This is a genomic window from Streptomyces sp. YIM 130001 (assembly GCF_003574445.1).
In the GTDB taxonomy this organism is placed as follows: Bacteria; Actinomycetota; Actinomycetes; order Streptomycetales; family Streptomycetaceae; genus Streptomyces.
In genome coordinates this window covers 99,669-125,446 of the sequence record NZ_KZ984557.1, presented here as the reverse complement: position 1 = coordinate 125,446, position 25,778 = coordinate 99,669, and the positions used below count along the sequence as shown (strand labels likewise).

General features: G+C 71.9%; 24 protein-coding genes and 1 tRNA gene. 14 read left to right on the top strand and 11 right to left on the bottom strand.

Going from position 1 to position 25,778, the window contains the following annotated elements; genetic code table 11:
- Positions 1–56: 56 nt before the first annotated feature.
- Genes DSC45_RS19180 through DSC45_RS19170 form a run of 3 tightly spaced genes read left to right on the top strand, consistent with a single transcriptional unit; the run spans position 57 to position 3,202 of the window.
- Positions 57–1,727 (top strand): penicillin-binding transpeptidase domain-containing protein, encoded by a 1,671-nt coding sequence (locus DSC45_RS19180; protein WP_119292572.1) that lies wholly within the window; start codon positions 57–59, stop codon positions 1,725–1,727.
- Between the two features lie 60 nt (positions 1,728–1,787).
- Positions 1,788–2,351, top strand: coding sequence for a YbaK/EbsC family protein (locus DSC45_RS19175; protein ID WP_119292570.1), 564 nt, complete (start codon positions 1,788–1,790; stop codon positions 2,349–2,351).
- A complete protein-coding gene (locus DSC45_RS19170; RefSeq protein ID WP_119292568.1) occupies positions 2,348–3,202 on the top strand; it encodes a DMT family transporter in 855 nt (284 codons plus the stop codon). The genes DSC45_RS19175 and DSC45_RS19170 overlap by 4 nt, the downstream gene beginning before the upstream one ends.
- 90 nt (positions 3,203–3,292) lie before the next feature.
- Here DSC45_RS19170 and DSC45_RS19165 read toward each other — a convergent pair whose 3' ends face one another.
- Positions 3,293–4,453, bottom strand: a complete 1,161-nt coding sequence (locus DSC45_RS19165) for a serine hydrolase domain-containing protein (protein WP_119292818.1) — start codon at positions 4,451–4,453, stop codon at positions 3,293–3,295.
- Positions 4,454–4,740: 287 nt separating this feature from the next.
- On the opposite strand from DSC45_RS19165, the gene DSC45_RS19160 reads away from it, so the two are divergent.
- The 3 genes from DSC45_RS19160 (at position 4,741) to DSC45_RS19150 (ending at position 8,960) form a co-directional block, all read left to right on the top strand.
- Positions 4,741–5,181: an SsgA family sporulation/cell division regulator gene (locus DSC45_RS19160; RefSeq protein ID WP_119292816.1), complete on the top strand. Its 441-nt coding sequence runs from the start codon at positions 4,741–4,743 to the stop codon at positions 5,179–5,181.
- A 136-nt stretch (positions 5,182–5,317) separates the two neighbouring features.
- Positions 5,318–8,680, top strand: a complete 3,363-nt coding sequence (locus tag DSC45_RS19155) for a S41 family peptidase (protein WP_119292566.1) — start codon at positions 5,318–5,320, stop codon at positions 8,678–8,680.
- 85 nt (positions 8,681–8,765) lie between these two features.
- A complete protein-coding gene (locus DSC45_RS19150) occupies positions 8,766–8,960 on the top strand; it encodes a hypothetical protein (protein ID WP_119292564.1) in 195 nt (64 codons plus the stop codon).
- A 135-nt stretch (positions 8,961–9,095) separates the two neighbouring features.
- On the opposite strand, the gene DSC45_RS19145 is transcribed toward DSC45_RS19150, so the two are convergent.
- From DSC45_RS19145 to DSC45_RS19135, 3 genes are read right to left on the bottom strand one after another with little or no spacing between them, the layout of a single operon-like run.
- On the bottom strand, positions 9,096–9,974 hold the full coding sequence (locus DSC45_RS19145; RefSeq protein ID WP_119292563.1) for an SDR family oxidoreductase: 879 nt from the start codon (positions 9,972–9,974) through the stop codon (positions 9,096–9,098).
- Positions 9,971–11,041 carry an alpha/beta fold hydrolase gene (locus DSC45_RS19140; protein WP_119292561.1) on the bottom strand — a complete coding sequence of 357 codons (1,071 nt, stop codon included), beginning with the start codon at positions 11,039–11,041 and terminating at the stop codon, positions 9,971–9,973. Before DSC45_RS19140 ends, DSC45_RS19145 begins: the two co-directional genes overlap by 4 nt.
- A complete protein-coding gene (locus DSC45_RS19135; protein ID WP_119292559.1) occupies positions 11,038–12,573 on the bottom strand; it encodes a flavin-containing monooxygenase in 1,536 nt (511 codons plus the stop codon). Before DSC45_RS19135 ends, DSC45_RS19140 begins: the two co-directional genes overlap by 4 nt.
- 182 nt (positions 12,574–12,755) lie before the next feature.
- On the opposite strand from DSC45_RS19135, the gene DSC45_RS19130 reads away from it, so the two are divergent.
- Positions 12,756–13,394, top strand: a complete 639-nt coding sequence (locus DSC45_RS19130) for a MerR family transcriptional regulator (protein ID WP_119292814.1) — start codon at positions 12,756–12,758, stop codon at positions 13,392–13,394.
- 95 nt (positions 13,395–13,489) lie between these two features.
- Here the strand turns inward: DSC45_RS19130 and DSC45_RS19125 are convergent, their stop codons facing one another.
- Positions 13,490–14,272, bottom strand: coding sequence for an exodeoxyribonuclease III (locus DSC45_RS19125; protein WP_162929283.1), 783 nt, complete (start codon positions 14,270–14,272; stop codon positions 13,490–13,492).
- A 143-nt stretch (positions 14,273–14,415) separates the two neighbouring features.
- Between DSC45_RS19125 and DSC45_RS19120 the strand changes: the two genes are divergently transcribed.
- The 7 genes from DSC45_RS19120 to DSC45_RS19090 all read left to right on the top strand — a co-directional run bounded on the left by DSC45_RS19120 (position 14,416) and on the right by DSC45_RS19090 (position 21,057).
- Complete coding sequence (locus DSC45_RS19120) at positions 14,416–14,892, top strand: GNAT family N-acetyltransferase (protein ID WP_119292553.1); 477 nt, start codon at positions 14,416–14,418, stop codon at positions 14,890–14,892.
- A 350-nt stretch (positions 14,893–15,242) separates the two neighbouring features.
- On the top strand, positions 15,243–16,337 hold the full coding sequence (locus DSC45_RS19115) for a hypothetical protein (RefSeq protein WP_119292551.1): 1,095 nt from the start codon (positions 15,243–15,245) through the stop codon (positions 16,335–16,337).
- Positions 16,334–17,434 carry a serine/threonine protein phosphatase gene (locus DSC45_RS19110; RefSeq protein ID WP_240434726.1) on the top strand — a complete coding sequence of 367 codons (1,101 nt, stop codon included), beginning with the start codon at positions 16,334–16,336 and terminating at the stop codon, positions 17,432–17,434. The genes DSC45_RS19115 and DSC45_RS19110 overlap by 4 nt, the downstream gene beginning before the upstream one ends.
- Positions 17,431–18,603, top strand: coding sequence for a protein kinase domain-containing protein (locus DSC45_RS36830; protein WP_119292549.1), 1,173 nt, complete (start codon positions 17,431–17,433; stop codon positions 18,601–18,603). The genes DSC45_RS19110 and DSC45_RS36830 overlap by 4 nt, the downstream gene beginning before the upstream one ends.
- A gap of 112 nt (positions 18,604–18,715) precedes the next feature.
- On the top strand, positions 18,716–19,426 hold the full coding sequence (locus tag DSC45_RS19100; RefSeq protein WP_119292547.1) for a vWA domain-containing protein: 711 nt from the start codon (positions 18,716–18,718) through the stop codon (positions 19,424–19,426).
- Positions 19,423–19,941, top strand: a complete 519-nt coding sequence (locus DSC45_RS19095; RefSeq protein WP_119292545.1) for a hypothetical protein — start codon at positions 19,423–19,425, stop codon at positions 19,939–19,941. Before DSC45_RS19100 ends, DSC45_RS19095 begins: the two co-directional genes overlap by 4 nt.
- A 15-nt stretch (positions 19,942–19,956) precedes the next feature.
- Positions 19,957–21,057 (top strand): hypothetical protein, encoded by a 1,101-nt coding sequence (locus tag DSC45_RS19090; RefSeq protein WP_119292543.1) that lies wholly within the window; start codon positions 19,957–19,959, stop codon positions 21,055–21,057.
- A gap of 87 nt (positions 21,058–21,144) precedes the next feature.
- On the opposite strand, the gene DSC45_RS19085 is transcribed toward DSC45_RS19090, so the two are convergent.
- The 6 genes from DSC45_RS19085 to glp all read right to left on the bottom strand — a co-directional run bounded on the left by DSC45_RS19085 (position 21,145) and on the right by glp (position 25,697).
- A tRNA-Ala gene (locus DSC45_RS19085) sits at positions 21,145–21,218 on the bottom strand.
- Positions 21,219–21,281: 63 nt separating this feature from the next.
- Positions 21,282–22,559, bottom strand: coding sequence for a divisome protein SepX/GlpR (gene glpR, locus DSC45_RS19080; protein WP_119292542.1), 1,278 nt, complete (start codon positions 22,557–22,559; stop codon positions 21,282–21,284).
- 163 nt (positions 22,560–22,722) lie between these two features.
- Complete coding sequence (locus DSC45_RS19075) at positions 22,723–23,376, bottom strand: GNAT family N-acetyltransferase (protein ID WP_119292541.1); 654 nt, start codon at positions 23,374–23,376, stop codon at positions 22,723–22,725.
- Positions 23,373–23,864, bottom strand: coding sequence for a MogA/MoaB family molybdenum cofactor biosynthesis protein (locus tag DSC45_RS19070; protein ID WP_346426666.1), 492 nt, complete (start codon positions 23,862–23,864; stop codon positions 23,373–23,375). Before DSC45_RS19070 ends, DSC45_RS19075 begins: the two co-directional genes overlap by 4 nt.
- Complete coding sequence (gene moaC / locus DSC45_RS19065) at positions 23,861–24,340, bottom strand: cyclic pyranopterin monophosphate synthase MoaC (protein WP_119292540.1); 480 nt, start codon at positions 24,338–24,340, stop codon at positions 23,861–23,863. Before moaC ends, DSC45_RS19070 begins: the two co-directional genes overlap by 4 nt.
- Before the next feature lie 82 nt (positions 24,341–24,422).
- A complete protein-coding gene (glp, locus tag DSC45_RS19060; RefSeq protein WP_240434742.1) occupies positions 24,423–25,697 on the bottom strand; it encodes a molybdotransferase-like divisome protein Glp in 1,275 nt (424 codons plus the stop codon).
- Positions 25,698–25,778: the final 81 nt, after the last annotated feature.

Sequence of the window (25,778 nt, the reverse complement as noted above, 5' to 3'; positions counted from 1 at the left end):
CCGGAGGAGCAGGCAGGGCTGTGGGTACTAGAGGGCGCGCCGAAGGGCGCGAACAGATGTCCAAGGAGATGAAGGTCGCGCTGGTCTCCTGCGCGGTCGGTGTCGTGGTGGCGGCCGTCGGCGTGACCGCGTACCTGCTGGTCGGCGGCGACGGCGACGACGGGCAGCAGACCGCCGGGGAGCGTGCGGTACCCACCGGGCCGCCGAGCGCGGCCGAGGTGAAGGCCACCGCGAACGAATTCCTCACCGCCTGGTCGAAGGGCGACGCCGCACAGGCCGCCTCGCACACCGACGACTCGGCCGCCGCCCGTACCGCGCTCACCGGGTACCGCAAGGACGCCCACCTGGACAAGGTCGATCTGACCCCGGGCAAGCGGACCGGCACGAAGGTCCCGTTCAAGGTGTCGGCCCAGGTCTTCTACAAGGGCAAGAGCAAGCCGGTCGCGTACGCCTCCGAACTGACCGTCGTACGGGACGAGAAGACCGGCGAGCCGGTGGTCGACTGGAAGCCGGACGTGCTCCACCCCGACCTGCGCGAGGGGGACCGGCTGCGTACCGGCGCGTCGGGCAACCCGCCGATCAAGGCCGTGGACCGGGACGGCGCCGAGCTCACCAAGGCCGAGTACCCCTCGCTGGGCGGCGTGCTGGACAGCCTGCGGGAGAAGTACGGCAAGAAGGCGGGCGGCGACGCGGGCGTCGAGCTGCAGATCGTGCGCGGCAAGCCCGCCGAGGACGGCGCCAAGGGCGAGGACGACTCATCGGACGACAAGGGGCTGCCCGACAAGACCCTCGCCACGCTCTCCAAGGGCACGCCCGGGACGCTGAAGACGACCATCTCGGCGACCGCGCAGGCCGCGGCCGAGAAGGAGGCGGGCGCCCGGCAGCAGGCCTCGGTCGTGGTGCTCAAGCCGAGCACCGGCGAGATCCTCGCGGCCGCCAACTCCCGCCCCAGCGGCTTCAATGTGGCCTTCCAGGGCTCGCTCGCCCCCGGCTCCACGATGAAGATCGTCACCGCCTCGATGCTCCTCGAGAAGAACCTGGCCGGGATCGACAAGAAGCACCCGTGCCCCAAGTACGCCTCGTACGGCGGCTGGAAGTTCCAGAACGTCGAGAAGTTCAAGATCGACGGCGGTACCTTCCGGGACAGCTTCGCCGCGTCCTGCAACACCGCCTTCATCACCCAGGCCAAGAAGCTCGGCGACGGCGATCTGACCAAGCAGGCGCAGGAGGTCTTCGGCCTCGGCCGGGGCAACTGGTCGAGCGGCGTGCCCACCTTCGACGGTGCGGTGCCGGCGCAGAAGGACGCCCAGAAGGCGGCCTCGCTGATCGGTCAGGGCGGCGTGCGGATGAGCCCGCTGAACGTGGCCTCGTACATCTCCACCGCCAAGACCGGCACCTTCAAGCAGCCGTACGTGATCTCCCCCACGATCGACAAGCGCACCCTCGCCACCGCCCCGCGCAAGCTGAACCCCAAGGCCCACAGTCAGCTGCGCACACTGCTCAACCACACGGCCACCTCCGGCTCCGCGGCCGAGGCGATGGCCTCGCTGAGCGGTGACATCGGGGGCAAGACGGGCTCGGCGGAGGTCGACGGCCAGAAGAAGCCCAACGGCTGGTTCGCTGCCTGGCACGGCGACATGGCCGCGGCGGCGGTCGTCCAACAGGGCGGCCGCGGCGGCGAGTCGGCGGGTCCCCTGGTGGCGTCGGTCCTCGGTGCCGCCGGCTGACGGGCGACGCCGGGTAACCCATTCGCATGCCCCCTGCACCGACGGCTAGCGTGGCCGTCCATGAGCACTGAAGACACCGCCACGCCCGCCGATGGTCCGGAGCGCCCCGCCGCCCACCCCCGCTTCGCCGAAGCCCTGCGCGAACTCGGGCTCGAGCGGCTGATCGGTGAGGTCCGCGCCTTCCCGGAGGCGACCCGTACCGCCGCGGAGGCCGCCGCGGCGATCGGCTGCGAGCTGAGCGAGATCGTCAAGTCCCTGGTCTTCGCGGCCGACGGGGTGCCCGTCCTGGTCCTGATGGACGGTTCGTCACGGGTGGATCTGGAGCTCGTACGCCGCGAGCTCGGTGCCGAGAAGGTGACGCGGGCGAAGGTCACGCTGGTGCGGGAGACCACCGGCTACGCGATCGGCGGTGTGCCGCCGTTCGGCCACACGACCCGCACCCGGGTGCTCGCCGACCGCGGTCTGCTCGATCACGAGGTGGTGTGGGCGGCGGCCGGCACCCCGCACACCGTGTTCCCGATGACGCCCAAGGACCTGGTCGCGCACGCGGGCGCGACGCTCGTCGACGTGCGGGAGCAGCCGGCCGGGAGCGACGCCTCCGACGCCGCCGAGCACTCCGCGTGAGTCCGATAGTCGCGGCGGCCGTCGTCCTGGCCGCCGTGACGCACGCGTCCTGGAACGCGATCGCGCACCACATCAAGGACCAACTCGTCGCCTTCACCCTGGTGTCCGGCGGCGGCGCGCTGATCGGCGCGGTACTCGCCTGCTTCGCCCCGCTCCCGGCGGCCGATGCGTGGCCTGCGCTCGTCACCTCCGCGGTACTGCACGTCGCGTATCTGACGCTGCTCATGCGGTCGTTCAGCCTCGGCGACTTCGGGCAGATGTATCCGATCGCCCGGGGTACGGCGCCGCTCGTGGTGACGGTGGCGGCCGCGGTGTTCGTGGGCGAGAGCATCGGCGGCTGGCAGTCGGCGGGTGTGGCGGTCGCCAGCGCGGGTCTGGTCGGGCTCGCGCTGTGGGGCATCCGCGGTTCGGGCCGTCGGCCGCACTGGCCGGCGCTGGTCGCGGCGGCCGCGACGGGGCTGTCGATCGCCGCGTACACGGTCGTCGACGGGGTCGGGGTACGGGCCTCGGGAACGCCGCTCGGCTATATCGCCTGGCTGATGATCCTGGAGGGCCTTGCGGTCCCGCTGTTCGCGCTGCGCAGGCACGGGGCCCGACTGCCTTCCCTGCTACGGCCGTACGCGCTGCGGGGGCTGCTCGGGGCCGCGCTCTCCGTGCTTGCGTACGGGCTGGTGCTGTGGGCGCAGACCCGCGCCGCGCTGGCGCCGATTGCGGCGCTGCGGGAGTCGTCGATCATCGTGGGGGCGGGGATCGGGACGGTGTTCTTCAAGGAACGCTTCGGCACGTATCGCCTGGTGGCGGCGGGTGTGATGGTTGCGGGCATCTCGCTGATGCTGCTGCCGGGGGCTTGAAAGGGGACGTCTCCCGGGGCGGCCGGACCGATGGTCCAGGGCGCGCCCCATCGGGGCCCCTGCCGCCGGGCGGGCCCGGACGGCCGGAGGTCAGAGGGCTGATTTCAGGGCCCGGAGGAGCGCTTGCGCTCGAGGGTCGGCGGTCACGCCCTTGTGGAGGCCGTTCGTGACGTAGCCGAAGGCGACTCGGGATTCGGGGTCCGCGAAGCCGAGCGGGCCGCCACGGCCGGGGTGTCCGAAGGACCCCGGACCGAGCAACGGCGAAGCCGGACCGTGCAGCATGTACCCCAGTCCGAAACGGGTGTTGACGACGAGCACCCGGTCCGGCCCCGCCGACTCCTCCGTACGCGCCAGAGTCACCGTCGCCGGGGCGAACAGCGGGCGGGCCCACGAGCCGTCCTCGCGTTCCACATCGCCGATGAGCGAGGCGTAGAAGCCGGACAGCGCCCGCGCCGTCGCGATGCCGTTGGACGCGGGGAGTTCCGCGGCGCGGTAGGCGGGCGCGTTCTCGTCGGGCGCGGCGAGGGAGCCGAAGGTCCGCCGGGTGAGCGACTGCGGGTCCGCGTATGCCTCGGCCACGTTCCGCTTGGGCCGCAGGCGCAGCGCGGAGGAGCCGGTGGGCGGTTCCACGGGCCCCACCCTGCCGACCTGGCCCGCTCGCGCGTCCGGCAGGCCGAGCCACAGGTCGAGCCCGAGCCGCCCGGCGATCTCCTGGTCGATCCAGTGGCCGAGGGTCCGGCCGGTGACCCGGCGCACGAGTTCGCCCACCAGCCAGCTGAACGTCTGCGCGTGGTAGCCGTGGTCCGTGCCCGGCTCCCACGCGGGAGCCTGGGCGGCGACCGCTTCCGGTCCGCGGGCGAGCTCGTCCACGGTCAGCGGGCGGTCGAGGGCGGGGACGCCGGCGCGGTGGGTGAGCAGGTGGCGTACCAGGGTGCGTTCCTTGCCGTTGGCCTTGAACTCGGGCCAGTACGCCCCGACCGGTGCGTCCAGGTCGAGCCCGCCGCGCTGGTGCAGGATCAGCGGTACGGCGGCGGCCACCCCCTTGGTCGCCGAGCGCACGATCTGCGCGGTGTCGGGCTCCCAGGGCCTCTCGCCGTCGACGTCGCGCACGCCGCCCCACAGGTCGACGACCTTGCGGCCGTCGCGGTGGACGGCCACCGCCGCGCCGCGCTCGCCGAGCGTCTCGAAGTTGCGCACGAAAGCGTCCCTGACGGGCTCGAACCCCGGTGCCACCGTGCCCTGGACGTCCACCACTGCACTCCCCGCTCCACCTGCGCCACGGTGACGCACGCTCCATGGTGCAACGCTCGCCCTGCGCGGCCGATTCCGGGTGGGCACACGGTGCTGAGCGCGCCCGTGCTGGGTACGCGACCCGACAACAGTGAGTGAACGGTCGCCGAAGGGTCCCTGCGGAAGGGCTTCAGGGGTGGCTCAAGTCCGCACTTATATGCGACATTGATGGACAAACAGCACAACTTGAGCAATAGGACGCAGCAGGTCTCAGCAGGACAAGCAGGTCGAAAGGGTGAGGGGCAGTGGTGTCGGTCGTCGAGGGTCACGCACGGTGCCGGATCGTCACGGACTCTCCCGAAGGCAGCCGGGCCATCCGGGCCGCACTGCGCTACGACGTCGCCGGCGACGCCCCTGCCGTACGGATCGCCTTCCCCGGCGGTCACGAATGGACGTGCCCGCGCGAGCTGCTCGAACGCGGGTCCAGGTCACCCGCCCGGCACGGTGAGATCCAGGTATGGCCGTGCGGGCGCGCCCAGCTCGTACTCGAGTTCCACGAAGCGGACGGCGTCACGGTCATCCAGTTCGACATGGGCCCCCTGATCCGCTTCCTGCAGCGCACGTACGCGATCCAGGTCGGCGGGTCAGCGACCCCCGCACCGGCGGGGACCTCGCACACACCGGCCGGCACCGTGAGCCCGTCCGGCACCGTGAGCCCGTCCGGCACCGTGAGCCCGTCCGGCGTTTGAGCACATCTCCCTGTCCGACCGGCGCCCCGGGGCAGGCCCGCCGGCCCCGGGAACGCCCGCCCGGCACCCCCGCCCCACGGCCGCCCGAACCCACGCTCGAGTTGCTGCCCCTTTCCCCCCGGAAAAGCATGGACTCGTGAGTGACGACGCCGCATATCTCCGATTCCCGCACCTCCACGGTGACACCCTCTGCTTCGTCGCCGAGGACGACCTCTGGGTCGCCCCGCTGACTCCCGAGGGCGAATCAAGACGTACGCCCCCGGACCGCGCCTGGCGCGTCACCGTGGACCGCACCCGCGTCGGCCACCCCCGCTTCTCCCCCGACGGCGCCACCATCGCGTACACGACCTGGCGCAGCCTCGACCCGGAGATCCACATCGCGCCGGTGGACGGCGGACCGTCAAGACGGCTCAGCTACTGGGGCAGCTCCGACACCCGCGTGTGCGGCTGGACGCCCCCGGACGCCGCGGGCAACACGGACATCCTCGCGGTGTCCTCGTACGGCCAGCCGTTCTCGTACTTCAGCTGGGCCTACTGCATGTCCACCGACGGCTCCCCCGGCGCCCAGCTCCCCTGGGGCCCGGTCAACGACATCGCGGTCGCGGACCTCGGCGGCGAGCGCCGCACCCTGCTGCTCACCGGAAAGCCGCCGCACGAACCCGCGGCCTGGAAGCGCTACCGGGGCGGCGCGACGGGCCGGCTCTGGCTGCACGGCGAGCGGCTGCTGCCCGATCTGGAAGGACATCTGGACAGCCCGATGTTCGTGGCGGGACGGATCGCCTTCCTCTCCGACCACGAGGGCACCGGCAACCTGTACTCGTGCGCGACCGACGGCACCGATCTGCGCCGGCACACGGACCACGACGCGTTCTACGCCCGGCACGCGTCCGGCGACGGCCGGCGCGTCGTCTACCAGTGCGCGGGCGACCTCTGGATGGTCGACGACCTCTCCCCCGGCGCCCGCCCGCGCCGCCTCGAGGTCAATCTCGGCGGCCCCCGCTCCGGCCGCCGCAGCTACCAGGTGCCGGCCGCGCGGAACCTCGACAGCCTCTCGGTCGACGAGACGGGCCGGGCCAGCGCCGTCGCCGTCCGCGGCAGCCTGTACTGGCTGACCCACCGCGACGGCCCGGCCCGCACCATCACCGACACCCCGGGCGTACGGGTCCGGCTGCCGGAGATGCTGGGCCTCGGCGGGCAGGTCGCGTACGTCACGAGCGCCGAGGGACCGGACGCGATCGAGATCGCATATCTGCCGAGGGCGAGCGGCGACCGGCCGCCGCGGCGGATCGCCTCCGGCCGGCTCGGCCGGGTTCTCGAGCTGGTGTCGGACCCGGCGGGCGAGCGTCTGGCGATCGCCTCGCACGACGGCCGCGTCCTCCTGGTCGACGCGAGCGAGGAGGGCGAGGGCGAGGTCACCGAACTGATCCGGTCCGTGAACGGCCCGGTGAGCGACCTCGCCTTCTCCCCCGACGGCAGCTGGCTGACGTGGTCCCATCCGGGGATCGGCCGCTCGTTGCGGCAGATCAAGATGGCCCGGATCCAGGACCGCACGATCATCGACGTCACCAATGGCCGATTCGAGGACGAGAATCCGGTCTTCACCCGCGACGGCCGCTATCTCGCCTTCCTGTCCTGGCGCGGCTTCGACCCGGTCTACGACGTGCACACCGGGGACCTGTCGTTCCCGCTCGGCTGCCGGCCGTATCTGGTGCCGCTGTCGTCCGCGACCCCGTCGCCGTTCGCACTCTCCCCGGACGGGCGGCCCGCGGCGGGCGGGCTCGATCCGGCCGACGGGATCACGGCCGACGGCTCGGTGATCGTCGAGATCGAGGGGCTGGCGAACCGGGTGACGCCGTTCCCGGTGGCCGCCTCCAAGTACTCCGGTCTGCAGCCGGTGGCCGGCGGCGGACTGCTCTGGCTGCGCTGGCCGATCTCCGGCGCGCTCGGCGAGACCTTCGCCAACCCCGCGGACACCTCGGGCCGGCCGACCCTCGAGTACTTCAACATCGTCAAGGCCACCCGCACCGAACTCGTGGGCGACCTCGACTGGTTCGCCCTGAGCGGCGACGGCAGCCGGATCGTCGTGATGGACGACGACGACCTCCGTGCGGCACCGTCGACCGAGGCGGGCGACAGCGATTCGACGGTCTGGATCGACCTGCGCCGCATCCTGCACGAGGTGGAACCGCCCGCCGAGTGGCGGCAGGCGTACGACGAGGCGGGCCGGCTCATCCGGGACCTGTTCTGGGAACCGGACATGTGCGGCATCGACTGGCCCGCGGTGCTCGACCAGTACCGCCCGCTCGTCGAACGGGTCGCGTCCCCCGACGAGTTCGCCGATCTGCTGCGCGAGGTCCTCGGCGAGCTCGGCACCTCGCACGCCTACGTCGCCCCGGCCCGGCGCAACGAGGGCCCGCCGCACTACCAGCGCCTGATGGGCCTGCTCGGCGCGAACCTGGTGTGCAAGGACGGCCGCTGGATGATCCGGCGGATCCTGCCGGGCGACTCCTCGGACTCCAAGGCGCGTTCGCCGCTGGCCGGTGCGGGGCTGCGCGAGGGTGCCGTACTCACCCATGTGGACGGCCGGCCGGTCGACCCGCTCACGGGCCCGTTCCCGCTGCTCGCCGGGGCAGGCGGCACAACGATGGAGCTGACCTTCACACCGGCGACGACGGAGGCCGAGGGCGAGACCCGGGCACGCCGTATCGCCGTCGTCCCGCTGATCGACGAACGTCCGCTGCGCTACCAGGACTGGGTGGCCAAACGCCGTGACGTCGTACGGGAGTTGAGCCACGGCAAGTGCGGCTATCTGCACATCCCCGACATGGGCGGCTCCGGCTGGGCCCAGTTCAACCGCGATCTGCGGATGGAGGTCTCCCGCCCGGCGCTCATCGTCGACGTACGCGGCAATGCGGGCGGCCACATCAGCGAGCTGGTCGTCGAGAAGCTCACCCGCACCATCCTGGGCTGGGACCTCACCCGCAACGCCCAGCCGGTGAGCTACGCCTCCAACGCCCCGCGCGGCCCGATCGTCGCCCTGGCCGACGAGGCGACCTCGTCGGACGGCGACATGATCACCGCGGCCTTCAAGCTGCTCGGCCTCGGGCCGGTCGTCGGCAGCCGTACCTGGGGCGGTGTGGTCGGTATGACGGGCCGCCACCGGCTCGGCGACGGCACGGTGATCACGGTGCCGATGAACGCGGCGTGGTTCGAGGAGTACGGCTGGTCCATCGAGAACCAGGGTGTGGCCCCCGACCTGGAGATCCTGCGTACGCCTCTGGACTGGGCGGAGGGGCGGCACGCCCAGTTGGACGATGCGGTGCAGCTGGCGCTCGACCTGCTGGAGAGCGGTCCGCCCGCCTCGCCGCCCGACTACTCGGAGGTTCCGGACCGCCGCCGCCCGCCGCTGCCGCCGCGGGCCGAACACGGCGCCGGGCGCGGCTCGGCGGACAGTGCGCAGAGCGGCTCGGAGACCGGTGCAGAAGGCCGCGGCGACTGAGCGCAACCGTCCGACATGCGAGGTATGTCACCTCATGCAACGCTGGTCGAGGCCCGATCCCCCCTCACCCCTAGGAGTGAATCTCATGGGCATGCAGGACCAGTTCAAGGACAAGGCCAACGAGCTCAAGGACAAGGCCACCGACGCCCTCGGCGACAAGAAGGACGAAGCGTCGGAGCGGTCGTCGGAGGGCAGCGACAAGGCGCAGGAGCAGGGCGACCAGCTCCGCGAGCGCGGTGAGCGCGAAACCGAGCGTCGTCGGCCGGACGAGGGCCAGTAACCCTCACCCGTACCCCGTCAGGGGCGTGCCCGAGGGCGCGCCCCTGACGCGTGTCGCCATCGAGCGCCGGACGGGCTTTCCCAGAAGCCCGTCCGGCGCTCGATGCCGTCGCGTTCCGGCTCGGAGCACGTCCCGCTACGACGCGGACCGTGCCTTCTCGTCGGCGGCGCCGCCCGACCCCACGAGCCCCTTCGGGACCGACCCGAGCCGCGGCTCGAACCGCTTCATCTCCCGCTGCCCCACCGACCCGATCACCATCGGCAGATACCCCCGGATCGACTGCATCCCGCGCAGCCACCACTGCGCGTACACATGCGAGGACCGCCGCTCGATGCCGGCCACGATCCGGTCCACGGCGGGGCCGAGCGGATACGTCCTGTTGGACGGCCACGGCAGCCGCTGCCGCAGCTCACGCATCACGTCGTCCTGGTCGGCGCCCCGCACCATGTCGGTGTCGGTCCACGACAGGTAGCCGACCCCGACCCGTACGCCCTTGTAGCCGACCTCCGCGCGCAGGCTGTGCGCGAACGCCTCGACGCCCGACTTGGAGGCGCAGTACGCGGACATCATCGGTGCCGGCGTGATCGCGGCGAGCGAGGCGATCTGCAGGAGGTAGCCGCGGCTCTCCATCAGGACCGGCAGGAAGGCCCGGGCCGTCACCGCACTGCCGATGAGGTTGACCTCGATGACCCGCCGCCAGGATTCCGGGTCGGAGTCGATGAACGGGCCTCCGCCGGCGACACCGGCGTTGGCGACGACGATGTCGACCTTGCCGAAGCGCTGCTTGACCTCCTGGGCGACCTGCGCCATCGCCGCGTGGTCGGTGACGTCGGCGTACCAGTGATCGCTCTCGGTGTGCAGCCGCGACGCCACGTCCTTGAGCACGTCGGGCTCGAGGCCGACGAGTGCGACCTTCGCGCCGCGCGCGGAGAGCTTGCGCGCGAGGAGTTCACCGACGCCGCGGGCGGCTCCGGTGACGACGGCTACCTGTCCTTCGAGGCTCACCCTGCTCATGCGGCCTCCTCCTTCGTCTGTCCGGAGTTCGTAGGTGCGGGCTTCTTGCGTACGGAGTCGCGCTCGCCTGCCGTGGTCTCGTTCGCGGGGGTCACAGGCACGGGGGTCTCGTTCGCAGGGGTCTCACGTGCGGGCGTCTCGGCCTGCGGTGCCGAAGCGGTTCCCAGATACGCCCCGGTCAGCTCCCGTATCGCCAGGTTCACCGCGTCCGGCGCCTCCACCGGCGACATGTGTCCCACGCCGGTCAGCTCGGTCAGGCGGCCGTCCGGCAGCGCGGCGGCGATCCGGCGCGCGTGCACCGGCGGGGTCAGCCGGTCCGCGAGACCGGTGACGACACGGGTGGGAAGCGTCAACTCCGGTACGTTCCGGTCGATCCGGAGCGTCCGCAGCATGTGCGACCAGCTCCTGCGCACCAGGCGCGGGCAGGAGTGCACGATCCGCGCACAGGCCTCGGCCTGCTCCCGGGACGCGGCGCGGCCCATGGTCGCGTACTTGAGCACGCTCCGGCCGACCGGCGTGACCGGCCCGAGCGGGGCCGACGACCCGAGGACCGAGCGGGTCAGCCGGGTACGCAGCCGGCCGGCCCGCATCGGCAGCACCGTGGCCTCGGCGACCAGGTCGGATGCGCCCGTGTTGCACAACAGCGCGGCCGCCCCGTGCTCCCTGAGCCCGCGCCGCCCGGCCGCCGCGACGAGCGTCATCGCACCCATCGAGTGCCCGACGAGCACCGCCTTCTCACCGGGCGCGAGCGCCGCGGCGAGCACCGCCTCCAGGTCGTCCGCGAGCGCCCGGGTGCTGTACCCGTCTGCGTCGGCCGCGGCCGGGCTGCGCCCGTGACCCCGCTGGTCGTAGGCGATCACGCGGTGGTCGGTGGCGAGGTCGCGCACCTGCGCCGCCCAGAAGGCGGTGGAGCAGGTCCAGCCGTGCGCGAGCACGACGGCGGGCGCGCCCTCGGGCCCGTGCACCTGGACGTAGAGGCGGGCGCCGTCGGCCGACACCGCGGTCAGTTCGCGGGCGGCGGGGGGTGGTGCGTACGGCCCCGAGGTGACGTGGGTCAGCCGGCTCATGCGTCCGCCTCCACCTTCTCGGCGGTCGCGGCGGCACGGTTCGCGGCGGCCGTGGGGCGTAGTACGTCGTACTCGGCGAGGTCGACGCGGCGGGTGGCCGCGCGGAACTCGGTGGTGGTGCCCGGCCAGATGGTGGTGTTCTTGCCGTTCTCGTCCAGGTACCAGCTGGTGCAGCCGCCGGTGTTCCACACGGTGCGCTTCATCCGCTCCTGGACGCGGTCGTTCCAGCCCTGCACGGCGCCGGGGCGGGCGTCGAGCGCGGCGCGGCCGCCGAGCACGTCGATCTGCCGCAGGTAGTCGGCCATGTAGTTCAGCTGGGACTCGATCATCAGGATCATCGAGGAGTTCCCGAGGCCGGTGTTCGGGCCGATGATCGTCATCCAGTTGGGGAAGCCCGCGGCCGTCGCACCGCGCAGCGAGTTCATCCCGCCCGTCCAGGTCTCGGCGAGGGTGCGGCCCTCGGCGCCCACCACCCGTTCGGCGATCGGCATGTCCGTGACGTGGAAGCCGGTGCCGAAGACGATCGCGTCGACCTCGGTCTCGGTGCCGTCGGAGGCGACCAGGGTGTTGCCGCGCACCTCCTCGAGCCCCGAGGCGACGACGTCCACGTTCGGCTGCGCGAGCGCCGGATAGTACGTGTTGGACAGCAGGATCCGCTTGCAGCCGATGCGGTACGACGGCGTCAACTTGGCCTGCAGCTCAGGGTCCTTGACCGCCCGCTTCATGTTCCGCTTGGCGAGAGTCTCGACGAGCCCGAGTTCGTTCGGCCGCTTGGTGAACGCCTGGACCTGCAGCTCCCTGATGCCCCAGAGCAGTCCGCGCCGGGCGGCGGTGGTGAACGGCACCTGCCGGTGCAGCCAGCGCTCGGCGCCGGTGATCGGCCGGTCGGCGCGCGGCATGACCCACGGCGGGGTGCGCTGGAACAGCGTCATCCGCTCCACCTCGGGCTGGATCGCGGGCACGATCTGGATGGCCGAGGCCCCGGTGCCGACCATCGCGACGCGCTTGCCGCGCAGGTCGTAGTCGTGGTCCCAGCGGGCCGAGTGGAAGACCTTGCCCTCGAAGCCGTCGAGCCCGGGAATGTCCGGGACCTTGGGGTCGGAGAGCGGGCCGGTCGCGGACACGATCACGTCGGCGGTGAGCGAGCCGCTGCTGGTGTCGACCTCCCAGTGCAGCGCCTCGTTGTCCCAACGCATCTGCTTCACCTCGGAGTTGAAGCGGATGTGCGGACGGATGCCGAAGGTGTCGGCGACGTGCTCGAGGTACTTCCCGATGTGCTCCTGGCCCGAGAAGGTGCGCGGCCACTCCGGGTTGGGCGCGAAGGAGAAGGAGTACAGGTGGGAGGGCACGTCGCAGGCGCAGCCCGGGTAGCTGTTGTCACGCCAGGTGCCGCCGACGGCACCCGCGCGCTCCAGTACGACGAAGTCGGTGACGCCTTCGCGGCGGAGTCGGACGGCGGCTCCGAGGCCGCCGAAGCCGGTCCCGATCACCGCCACCTTCACGTGTTCCCGCTCGCGCTCGTGCTCGGCCATGCAGCCCGCCTCCCGAATCTCACGACTCCGCCAGTAACCACTGGCATGATTGGGAGAGTAGGGCAGCCCCGTACTCATGGGTAGGGGTTGGAGCCAGGAAAGTTACCGGCGGTACAACATAGGGTGCAGACGTGGCAGACGAACACGCAGGCGACTGCGGCACCGGCCCCGCCGAGTACCGCATGACCGAGCTCGCGGAGAAGGCCGGCATCACGGTCCGCACCCTGCGCTTCTACCGGGAGCGGAAGCTCATCCCGCCACCGCGCCGCGAGGGCCGCATCGCCTGGTACGACGAGCACCACCTGGCCCGGCTGCGCACCATCACCGCCCTGCTCGAACGCGGCCACACGCTCAACGCGATCGCGGACCTCACCGACGCCTTCGACAACGGCCGCGAGATCGGCGACCTCCTCGGCCTCGGCGAGCCCACCGAGGAGACCCCGGTCCGCCTCACCCCGCAGGAACTGGCCGACCGCTTCGAGGGCGAGGTCACCCCGGAGAACTTCGCCACGGCCCTGGAACTCGGCTACCTGGCCACCGACGGCGAGGAGATCGTGCACATCAGCCGCCGCCTCCTGGACGTCTCCGTGGCCCTGATCCAGGAGGGCGTCCCGCTCGCCGCGATCCTCGAGACGGGCCGCCGCGTCCGCACCCATGCCGAGGACCTCTCCGACCTCTTCGTCACCACGGTCCGCGCCCACACCCCGGACGTGGACGTGGACCGCCTCCGCCCCCTCGCCAAGGCGGTCGTCGAGGCCGAACTCTCGATGGCGATGGACCGCCGCCTCCACCAGCCGCGATCAAGCCCGCCGGGCGCGTGAGGACGACGGAGCCTGCCCGGCTCTCGAGAACGAGGCCGCCGCACCGACGGGCCTGAACAGGAGCACCGAGCCAGGCCCGACGGCGTACCGCGAACTCACACCTCGTACGCGACTGTCACCGGAGCATGGTCGCTCCACCGCTCCGCATGGCTCGCCGCCCGTTCGACGAACCCCTTCACCGCCCGCGCCGCGAGCCCAGGAGTCGCGACCTGGAGGTCGATCCGCCACCCCGTGTCGTTGTCGAAGGCCCGTCCGCGGTACGACCACCACGAGTACGGCCCCTCGACGTCCGGATGCAGTCCGCGCACCACGTCGCTGTACGACGAGAGCACCTGCCCGAGCCACTCCCGCTCCTCCGGCAGGAAGCCCGAGTTCTTGCGGTTGCCGCGCCAGTTCTTGAGGTCGGCCTCCTCGTGGGCGATGTTCCAGTCGCCGCAGACCAGGACCTCGCGGCCGTCCGCCGCGGCCCGCTCCTTCAGCCCCTCCAGGTACACGAGGAATTCGGCCATGAACCGCTCCTTCTCCTCCTGGCGCGGTGTGCCGACCTCCCCCGAGGGCAGATAGAGGCTGGCCACCGTGACGCCGGGCAGATCCACCTCGACGTACCGCCCACTGGAGTCGAACTCCTGAGACCCGAATCCGATCGCGACCCGGTCCGGCTCACGCCGGGTATAGAGCGAGACGCCGGCGCGCCCCTTGGCCGCCGCCGGCGCATGCACCACGTGCCAGCCCTCGGGGTCGCCCACACCGGCCGGCAGCTGATGCGGCTCCGCGCGCACCTCCTGCAGACACACGACGTCGGCGTCCGTGCCGGACAGCCACTCGACGAAGCCCTTCTTGGCGGCGGCACGCAGCCCGTTCACGTTCACGGAGGTCACCGTCAGCAAAGCACTCTCCTCGACCTCACATTCGTCTCCGGACGGCAGGCGCACGCCCCGGAGTCTCATTCAGCACCCGGGCACGATACCGGCACACTGGAAAAGAATCCCGCCCGACTTTGCATAGAAGTACGATACTCAACATGTTTATACGCCCCACCGCTTTCGATCACCCCGACGCGGTCAAGCTCAACGACCAGGTGCAGCTCGAGTACGACGAGCGCTACGGAGACGGGGGCGACATCACCCCGCTCGACGCGGCCATGTTCGTACCGCCGCGCGGCCTGTACCTGCTGGCCTACGACCCCGCCGGGCATCCGCTGGCCACCGGCGGCTGGCGCCGCCAGGACGCCGACGACGAGGAGTACCGGGACGGCGACGCCGAACTGAAGCGCATGTACGTCACCCCCGAAGCACGCGGCCTCGGTCTCGCCCGGCGCATCCTGGCCGCCCTGGAGGACGACGCCCGCGCGGCCGGCCGCACCCGCATGGTCCTGGAGACCGGAACCCTGCAGCCGGAGGCGATCCGCCTCTACGAGACGAGCGGCTACACGCCGTGCAGGAAATTCGGCCTCTACCGCTTCCACGACGAGAGCCGCTGCTTCGCCAAGGCACTGTGACGCCCGACGGACGCGTGGACGTTCGTCGAGGAGTTGTGAACGAAAGGCGAATACTTGTGCCGGGCACTCCCATTCGCCGACTCCCCAGGCAATTGCCGCCCGCACATGTGGAACGTCAAGAGGCTTTGACAACAGGCGAGTTGGGCAAAGTCCTTGCAGTTCAAGGAGATTGACAGCGAGAGGAGGGGCAGGAAAAGCTCTGATCACCCGGGGGCCCGCAGAACTCCCCGGCCGAATTCCCCCCTCTCACGTCGGGGAGGGATCCCGGCCGCCTCCTGGTACCAAGGAATCCGCACACGCGGAACTCGGGAGCGGCGGCGCCCGGCGCGCCGAGGAGGGGACGGGGGACGGTGGCACATCCGACGACGTACGACCCGGTGCTCGACCGCCGGTTCCTGTCGCACGGCCCCGCCCACGCCCCCGCGAACCCGGAGCACCTGCTGCGGTCGCCGGCGCCCGGGCGGGCGCTCGTCCTCGTTCCCGAGGAAGGCCCGCCGCTGACCGTGCGCCCCGGCGAGCAGGTACCGGGAGCCCGATACGGCAGCAGGCAAGAGGTGTTCACGGTGGACACCACCGAACACCGGCTGCAACTCGCCCTGTTGCTCGCCGGCCGCGACACTCCTTCCGCGTTCCGCTGCGAGATCGGCGTGACCTGCCGGATCGTCAACCCCGCGGCGGTGGTGGCACACGGCGTCCGCGATATGAGCGAGGCCTGGGCGGGTCCGGTGCGGGAACACCTCGAGCGCGTTTCCCGTACGTATACCGGCAGTCAGCCGCGCGAGGCGGAGCAGGCGCTGAACGCGGCGCTGCGGGACTTCGCCGGCGACTCGGCGGTACGGCTGCACGGGGCGCGGATCGAACTCCTCACCGTGGCAACCCCGTTCACCGGCGCCGCGAACCCTGGCGCGTCGGGTCCTGGAGCCTCGGGTTCCGGGGCGTCGGGCCCTGGAGCCTCGGGCCCTGGAGCCGCGGATCGCGGGACCACCTCCGGGGCGGCGTCCGGCGGACCTCGGCGGAGCCGGGTGCGCGGGGCGCGGCCGGGCGGCGGGAGGCCGGAGGGCACCGCCCCCGCATCCGCCCCCTCTCCTGTACCCCCGCCGGACGACGCCTCTCACGTGGTGCCGGGCGAGGTCGTGGGCCGCGGGGAAGCCACCCCGCCTCCGCCGCGCTTCGCGCCTCCGCCACCTCCGAGTACGCCGCCCCCGCCCCCGGAACCACCGCCCCACAAGCCCTCCGCCGCCGGGCCCCCGCACGGCGCCCCCGTTCCGCCGCGCCCGGCCCACCCGCCGTACGCACCACCCACCGGTGAACCGCCGGCACCTCCCACTCCCCCACCGGCAGCAACTCCCCCGTCCCCCAAGCCCCGTACCAGCAGAGTGCGCGGCACCAAGCCGGCCGGCCGCGGGAACCCCGAGAGCGACGGAGGACGGGTGAGCGGATCATGAAAATTCCCCCACAGCCTCCGCGGCCCCCACGGACCGACGAGCCCTCCACGGAACCGCCCGCGCCGCCGGGCCCCGCGCCCGACCCGCCCGCGGAAGCTCAACCGGCCGCCCCACGCCCGTGGTCCGCCGACCACACCCACCTGCAGGCCCTCACCGTCTGGACCGAACGCAGCCCCGGCCACGGCGAGGACGCCGAACCGCTCGCCGCCCACCATCTCCCCAGCGGGAGCGGCCTGCTCGCGGTCTTCGACGGCTCGGGCGGCTCGGGCGCGGCCCCCGCCTGGAACGAGCCGGACGGCCCGACCCGCACCAACGCCTGGGTGGGCGCCCGGATCGCCCGTCTCGCGGCCGAGTGCTGGTTCCAGCGCGTCGTCCTGCACGGCGAACCGGACACCCCCGACCGCCTGAAGTACAGCCTGCGCCGCATGCTCGAGGCGGCGCCCGCCCGCACCCGGACCCGGATCTCCGGCTCCATGCGCCGTGCCCTGCCCACCACCCTCGCCGCGCTCCGCTACCGCGTCGACGACGAGGGTGTGCGCTGGCGCGCGCTGTGGGCGGGCGACTCCCGCTCGTACGCCCTGCTGCCCGGCAGCGGTCTGCACGCTCTCAGCCGGGACGACACCCACGAGGAAGACGCCCTGGCCCAGCTGCGACAGGACCCGCCGATGACCAATGTGGTCTGCGCGGACCGCGAGTTCACGGTGAACGCGCACGACGGTCTCTTCCAGGAGCCCTGCGTCCTGCTCACCGCCACCGACGGGTTCTTCGGTTACGTCCACACGCCGGCGCAGTTCGAATGTCTGCTGCTCGCCACCCTCGTACGGGCGCGTGACGCGGCGGAATGGGCCGCTCTGCTGACCGAGTCGATCGTGCCGATGACGGCTGACGATGCCTCACTTTCCTTGGTCGCGCTGGGGTTCGAGGACTTTTCCGGGCTCCGGAAGGCGTTCACCGAGCGGTACGACGGTGTGGCGCGGAGCGGGTACCAGGACGTGCCGCCGGGCGACGACCAGGACGCCCTGCGGCGCTGGCAGGACCGGACCTGGGCGTCCTACCGAAGTGAATACGAGAAGCTCATGCCGGGGGTGCGGGAGTGAAGAAGGGCGATGTGATCGGCGGCTACCGGGTCGTGACCGACCCGACCAACGCCGATGGCGGGAAGTGCATGTGGGCCTTCGCCGAGAAGGACGGCACGGAGTATTTCCTCAAGCGTTTCCTCGAGCCCAAACGCCCGCGCGAGGGTTCCGGCAGTGCCGCGAGCCGGCGCATCCGCCTCGAGACCTGCGAGGAGTTCGAGGACCGGCACCGGGGCATCATGAAGCTGCTCAGGCCCGATGTGAGCGGCGCCGGGAACCTGGTCCTGGCCACCGACTTCTTCCACTCGGGCAGCACCTACTACAAGGTGACCGAGCGCATCGACACCACGACCCTCGACAGACCGGAGTCACTGGCCCCGAAACAGAAGGCGGTCCTGCTCAAGACGCTCGGTGCCAGCCTGCGCCTCCTGCACGACATCGATGTGGTGCACGGTGACCTGAAGCCGGCCAACGTCTTGGTGCAGAAGCGGGAGGGCGCCGCGTTCCACTCCGCGAAGCTCATCGACTTCGACGACTCGTACCCGTCCGGGAAGCCGCCCGGCCGCGACGACATCGCAGGCGACTCCCTGTACGGGGCTCCGGAGTGGCGGCGTTACGTCCAGGGTGACGAGGCGGTCGAGGGGCCCGAACTCACCACGGCCGTCGACATCTTCGCCCTCGGCCTGATGACCCACCACTATCTGACCGGTGCGCTGCCCGCCTACGACAGCCGCTTCGGCTCCCCCGCCGACGCGGTCAACGCCGGCGAACCACTGGAGGTCGACGACCGGCTCGGTACACCGATGCAGGCTCTGATCATGGCGATGACGGCAGCGGGGCCGACGCTGCGGCCGACGGGCACCGAGTTCTTCGCCCGCCTCAAGGACCCCGAGGTGTGCACCCTGCACACCTCGCCGCAGCCTCGCCCGGCTGCCGACGCCGCGGACTCCGGGAACGCGGCGAAGCCTCGCGGGAGCCGGGTCACCTTCAACCCGCCGGACCGCTCGACCCGCCCCGTACCGGCCGCCCGTACGACCGGCGACGAGCCCGCCGAGTCCGTCGAGTCCCCCGAAGCCTCCGAGGAGCGCGCACCCGGCACCGACGAGACGTCCGAACCTCCGGCCGGCACCCGCCGGTCCAGGGTCCGCATCAACCTCGGTGACCGCGCCGCCGGCGGCAGCGGCCCCTGACCCCGATCAGACCCACCGGCCCCCGCGGATTCCCCGAATCCGGAATCTCCAATAACCCGGCGCCCACAGACCGCGCCACCCCGCAGTCGAGGAATCGAGGAGACGACAGAGCATGAGCTCCGATCTGGAGAAGTACCACGGCAATCTGCAGTACGCGGTCGACATCGTGATGTGCATCGACGCCACGGGAAGCATGAACCCCGTGCTCGACATCGTGAAGAACAGTTCGCTCCAGTTCCATCAGCGGCTGCACGACGTCATGGCCAAGAAGAGCAAGGAGATCAGCCAGCTCCGCCTCAAGGTCATCGCCTTCCGCGACTTCGGCGACGATCCGTCGGACGCGATCGAGCAGACCGACTTCCTCCATCTCCCGCGCCAGGTCCCCGAGTTCGAGACGTTCGTACGCTCCCTGCGGGCCATCGGCGGCGGTGACATCCCGGAGTCCGGCCTCGAGGCCCTCGCGCTGGCCATCAACTCGCCCTGGGAGACCGGGCTCGACCGGCGCCGCCACGTGATCGTGCTGTTCACCGACGCGCCCGCGCACCCGCTGGGCACGGTCGGCGCGTCCGCGCAGACCTACCCGAAGGACATTCCGCGCTCCATGGAGGACCTCTTCGAGCAGTGGGGCTACGCGCGCAGCCAGACCGCCGTCATGGAGCAGTCGGCGAAGCGCCTCGTCCTGTTCGCCCCGGAGGACGAGCCGTGGAAGGAAGCCATCGGCGAGGACTGGGACCTCACACTGCACTTCCCGTCGCGCGCCGGGGAGGGGCTGGAGGAGTTCGAGATGGACGAGATCATCGAAACGATCGCGAACAGCCTGTGATCGTCCGGTTCACCGGGACCTGCGCCGCCCTGGAATTCGACGATCGGGGCTGGCTGCGCCTCGAATGGGCCGAGCCCGGGCACGACCACTGGTACCAGGCCGGCGAGCTCCGCACGCCGGTCACGGACTGCCTCGCGCTCACCCTCCGCCCGGACCCGTCGGACGGACGCCTGCACATGGCGTTCCGCTTCCGCCGTCCGGGCGGGACCGAGGCGTACGCGGAGCTGGCGGTCGTCGCCCAACACGCCGCGGACGCGGTCCGGTTCGCCGAGTACCTGGCGCAGGACTACCGCGTGGAGGTCGCCCGGCACGACCCCACCGAGACCGGCGATCGGCAGCTGGGGTCCCCACCGCCGGACTCCGCACCGGTCACGGACCCGCCGGCCCGGGACGCCGTCACGGGCACCGGCACCGGCCAGGACGACTCCGCCGACTGGCTGAGCGCCCCGGTCTCCGCCGGCACGCAGACCCTGTTCCGCTCGGTGCTGACGCGCCTGTCGGGCACGGCCCGCTGAGCCGGGGGAGGAACGGTGCCCGAATCGACCTGGCAGTGCTCGGCCTGCAGTACGTTCAACGACCCCGGCGATGCGGCCTGCAGCGTCTGCGACACCTCACGGGTCGAGGCGGAGAAGCGCCCACCGGCCAAGCCCACCCGGCCGAAGCCGTCGCCCACTCCGAGCCGGACCACCCCCGCGAAGAGCACCCCGCCGCGTACACCGGCACCCCGTAAGGCCACCCCCAAGCGGACACCCGCCCCACCCTCGAAGCGGACACCCGCCTCGAAGCCCCCCGGCAAGCGGACGCCCGCCCCGAAGCCCGCCACCAAGCGGACCGACCCGCCGAAGCGCACGTCCCCCGGACGGACATCGTCCGGTGCGGGCGCCGGGCGCTCGTCCGATTCCGACTCCCTGAGCGAGATCCTGGCGTCCCTCGAGTGGGAATGCCCCACCTGCGTGCGCACGGTGGTCGGCACCAACGTGTGCAGGTTCTGCCACACCGTCTGGACCCCCGCCCTCACCTCGAGCCTGTTCCCCGCATCCTCCGGCGCCAGCCGCGCCTCGTCGTCCGGCCGCTCCTGGGGCCCGATCACCACCGGCAGTGCGGCGCCGGTGTACACCCCCGTCCGGCCTCCGACTCACGAGGCGACCCGCGGCGAGGTCGTCGCCGGCTGCGGCTGCCTGATCGTCATCGCGGCGACAGTCATCACCCTGGTCGTGCTGCTGATCGTCAACTGGGGTTCGGTGATCTCCTTCTTCACCGGCTCGGACTCGGACACGTCCAGCCCCAAGCCCGCCCCCTCCGCGAGCGGCCCCTGCCCGAAGCAGCTCGCCTCCCAGCTGCCCAAGGGCTCCACGGACGGAGCCCGCCTGGTCGCCGCGTACAGCCGAGAGGGCGACAACAAGGAGCGCTACGCCTTCTGCCGCACGACGCAGGGCAAGTACTTCTACTTCTTCCAGAAGAAGTCCGACGTCCCCTACGGCAAGCCGACCCTGGCCAAGAAGACGAAGGACGGCTACTCCCTCACCATCGCGCCGAGCAGCTTCCGCTTCCGCGACGGCGAGATCACCGCCTACGAAAACGGCAAGGAGTCCTGGAAGGAGAAGCTCATCCCGGAGTCCTCCACCAAGTGACCCCGACAGCAACGGTCCGCGCCCAGCAGCTGGGCGAACGCCGAAGAGCCCCAGTCGGATTTCTCCGACTGGGGCTCTGAGCTGCGGTGGACCTGTGGGGATTTGAACCCCAGACCCCCTCGATGCGAACGAGGTGCGCTACCGGACTGCGCCACAGGCCCTTGCAACGTGTGAAACCTTAGCACCCTCATCGGGGTGCTCGGAAATCCGTTCCGCGCAGGTCATCACTCGTTGGCCGCCCGGGGCCGGTCGCCTTCGTCGTACTGGTCGAACAGGGGGGTACGGCCGCGCTCGCGAGCACGGCCGCGGGTGGAGCGCCGGACCGGTGCGGGCCCGTCGGAGCGGGCGTTGCCGCGCGCCTCGCCCTCCTGGCCGGCCGCTTCCTCCTCGGCCAGGGCGTCGCGCCGCTCGTTCTCGCGCCGCTGCTCCGCCGCCCGTCGCGCTGCGGCCTCGCGGTCCCTGGCGGACTCGGCCGTACTGGAACGGGCCGAGCTCCAGGCGTCCGGCGCACCGAGGTCGACGCTGCCGGTGGCACGAGGCGCGACCGGGGCCGTGACGTAGGTCGGCAGCGGAACGGGCACCGGGTCCCAGCTGTCACCGCGCGCGGGACCCCGCTCGCGCTCGCGCTGCTGGTCCACCCACTCGGCGTGGTCGGTCTGCTCGACCAACGCACGGCGACCGGCGGCGAGTGCGGAGAGCCCGGGGTCGCCCGGATCGGCGGGCTCCTCGTCGGCGCCGGGCTCGGCATCGCCGCGCCGCCCCGCGCCCCTGCGCTCGCGCAGCTGCCGCGCGGCGTCCTCCGCCCGCCGCCGGTCCATCGTGTAGACGAAGCGACGCCGCTCGTGAGCCCGCAGGTAGACGATGTACGAGCTGAGCAGCAGGGCCGGCAGTGCGGGCAGCCACAGGTACGCGAGCCCGAGCACCGCGGCCGCGACCGCGCTGAGCGTGAAGGCGAGGAAGAGCACCACCGTGGTGCGCCGCCGCCTGGCGAGGACCTTGGAGCGGCGGGCCCGTGCGAGGACCGCCGCCTCGTCGTTCCGGCGCACCGGGCGCCGGGCAGCGGCGTCGCGGCCCTCGGCACGGCGCTGCGGGTCCCGGTCGCCGCGGGCTGCGCCCCGGTTCCGTTCGGCGCGGTCGTCGGGGGCTGTCTCGACGCGCTCGGGGGCTCTGGTCTCTGGGCGTTCGGGATCTCTGATCTCGCCGCGGGCCGCGTCGCGCGGGGCGTCCGCGGGCATGGCGAAGGCCCGGGCGTCGACGGGGCCTTCAGGCTCCGCTGCGGCGTCCGGACCGGTCCCGGGCTCGTCCTCGTCGGTGTGTGTCCGCAGGCTCTTGGCGTAGCGGCGCTCCATGGCCGCGCGTCCGGACAGCAGCCGGATGGCGGTGGAGAAGCGCTCCGTCGGACGGGCCTCGTTGAGCTCGTCCTGCCTGCGGAGCCACATCGGCACCAAGTAGGCGGCCCAGGCCCCAACGATGACTGCGTAGATGAGGCCGCTGCTGCTCACGCCTCACACGGTAGAGGGGTTTCGTTGAGGCCATCTGCCAATTAGCGCGGTGTGTCGCACGATCTGGCTGATATCTCGAACTTTTTTTGTGACTGTTGCGATCAACAGCCTGTGATTCCAGGCATATTCACGGTCAAGCGCCTGTCATTTTCGAACAAGTATTTTATTCGGGCCGGGTTACCGGACCCGTCCTCGGACTGTTGTTCCCGGATCGTGCCTGGTGCCAGCGCCGGAGCAACCCGGTCGGCACTTCCTCCACGGTGAGAGCGAACACCAGATGGTCACGCCATCCACCGTCGATGTGGAGAAAACGTGGCCGCAGCCCCTCCTCGCGGAATCCGAGTTTCTCCACGACCCGTCGGCTCGGTGCGTTCTCCGGGCGAATACAGACTTCGATCCGGTGCAGGCCGACGGTGGCGAAGCAGTGGTCGACGACGAGGGCCACGGCGGTCGGCACGACCCCGCGGCCCGCGACCGCCTGGTCGACCCAGTACCCGATGTGACCCGAGCACATCGACCCCCAGGAGATGCCCGCGACCGTCAACTGCCCGACCAGACGGCCCTGGTACTCGATGACGAAGGGCAGCATCCGGCCCGCGTTCGCCTCCGCACGCAGGTGCCGCACCATCTGCCGGTACGTCGGCCGCTGGGCCAGGGGTGCGCCGGGCGCGGCCGGCGGGATGGTGGCCTCCCACGGGCGGAGCCAGTCACGGTTGCGTCGGTTGACCTCGCGCCAGGCACGCTGATCGCGCGCCTTTATGGGCCGGAGGACGACATCGCCGTCCACCAGCACCGCGGGCCAGGAGGGGCTGGTCAGTTCGGGCTCCCCGGGGTGCGGGGGTGATCGCTGCCGTGCACCTGCTCGGCGGCGTGCACCAGGAGGGGCTCCAGGACGGCGAGTCCGTCGCGGACACCGCCGGTGGAACCGGGCAGGTTGACGATGAGAGTGCGGTCGGCGACGCCGGCGAGGCCACGGGAAAGGGCCGCGGTGGGCACCTTGTCGCGGCCGTAGGCGCGGATCGCCTCGGCGATGCCGGGGATCTCGCGGTCCAGGACGGCGCGGGTGGCCTCCGGGGTGCGGTCGGTCGGGGAGATACCGGTGCCGCCGGTGGTGACGACGACGTCGACGCCGGCCTCGACCGCGGCGCGCAGTGCCGCCTCCACGGGGTCGCCGTCCGGCACCACCTGAGGTCCCGTCACCTCGAAGCCGAGGCCGGTGAGCGCTTCCGCGATCAGTGGGCCGCCGCGGTCGGCGTAGACGCCGGCGGAGGCGCGGTTGGACGCGGTGACGACGAGCGCCCTCACGACCGGCTCCAGGTACCGGACTTGCCGCCGGTCTTCTCCTCGACCCGTACGTCCGTGATGACCGCGCCCTTGTCGACGGCCTTCACCATGTCGATCACGGTCAGGGCGGCGACGGAGACCGCGGTGAGGGCTTCCATCTCGACGCCCGTCCGGTCCGTGGTCTTCACCGTGGCGAGGATCTCCACCGCGTCGTCCGCGACGGTCAGATCGAGCTTCACGCCGGAGACGGCCAGCGGGTGGCAGAGCGGGATCAGGTCCGGGGTCCGCTTGGCGCCCATGATCCCTGCGATGCGGGCGGTGGCCAGGGCGTCGCCCTTCGGCACCCCTTCGCCGCGCAGCAGCTCGACCACTCGGGGCGAGACGAGGACGCGGCCGGTGGCACGGGCGGTGCGCGCGGTCACGTCCTTCCCGGATACGTCGACCATGCGGGCGGCACCCGCTTCGTCGATGTGCGTCAGACGGTCCTGCGTACTCATGTGCCTCGGCGCTCCCGATGGGGCGGTCCCGCCCTGGTGCGGGCCTGGTGTGGGCAGACACGGTACCCGCACCGGAGGGGGGTCAGCCGAGCAGGACCACGTCGAGCTCCGTGCCGGGCTCGACGCGGGTGGTGTCCTCGGGGACGACGATCAGCGCGTCCGCATGGGCGAGCGCGGCGACCAGATGCGAGCCGGAGCCGCCCACCGGGGCCACCGTGCCGTCGCCCATGACGCCGCGCAGGAACTGCCGGCGGCCGGCGGGCGAGGTCAGTGCCCGGTCCGCTTCGAGGGTCGCGCGCACCGTGGTGCGCCGCACCTCCTCGAGTCCCATCAGGGCCCGGATCGCGGGGCGTACGAAGAGCTCGAAGGAGACGTAGCTGGAGACCGGGTTGCCCGGCAGGGCGAGGAGGGGGGTGTGGTCGGGGCCGATCGAGCCGAAGCCCTGCGGCTTGCCCGGCTGCATGGCGAGCTTGCGGAAGTCGATGCCGCTGCCCGCCTCGTCCTCGTCGGCGACGTACTCGAGGGCTTCCTTGACCACGTCGTAGGCGCCGACGCTGACACCGCCGGTGGTCACCAGGAGGTCGGCGCGGATCAGTTGGTCCTCGATGGTCGAGCGCAGCGTCTCCGCGTCGTCGGCAACGGCGCCGACCCGGTAGGCGATGGCTCCGGCGTCACGGGCTGCTGCCGTGAGGGAGAAGCTGTTGGAGTCGTAGATGTGGCCTTCGGGCAGTTCCTCGCCCGGCTGGGTCAGTTCGCTGCCGGTGGACAGGACGACGACCCGGGGGCGGGGGCGGACCCGGACGGCGCCGCGGCCGATGGAGGCGAGCAGGGCGATCTGCGGCGGCCCGAGCACGGTGCCGGCCGCCAGGGCCCGCTCACCCGCCTGGACGTCGCTGCCACGCGCACGCACGTGGGCTCCGGCCTCGGCGGGGCGGTAGACGCGGACCTCGCCGGTGGACTGCTCGGGGGTGGTGCTGCGCGGGGTCATCGAGCCGACCGGGCCGCCGCCGAGCCCGCCGTCCGTCCACTCGACCGGTACGACCGTCTCGGCACCCTCGGGCAGGGGCGCTCCGGTCATGATGCGGGCCGCCTCGCCGGCGCCCACGGTCAGTTCGCCGGAACTGCCGGCCGCCACGTCGCCGACGACGCTCAGCACGGACGGGAACTCCTCGCCGGCTTCCGCGACGTCGGCCACGCGGACGGCGTATCCGTCCATCGAGCTGTTGTCGAACGGGGGCAGCGAGAGGGACACCGTGACGTCCTCGACGAGCACGCACCCCTGGGCGTCGAGCAGTTGGAGCTCGATGGGCTCCAGGGGGCGCACCGCGGCGAGGATGTCCGCCAGGTGCTCGTCCACGGACCAGAGGTCGCCGTGGGGCGTCGAGTGGGCGCTTCCGGGTCCGTGCCCCGCGCCGCCCGATGCATCCGCTGCGACCTC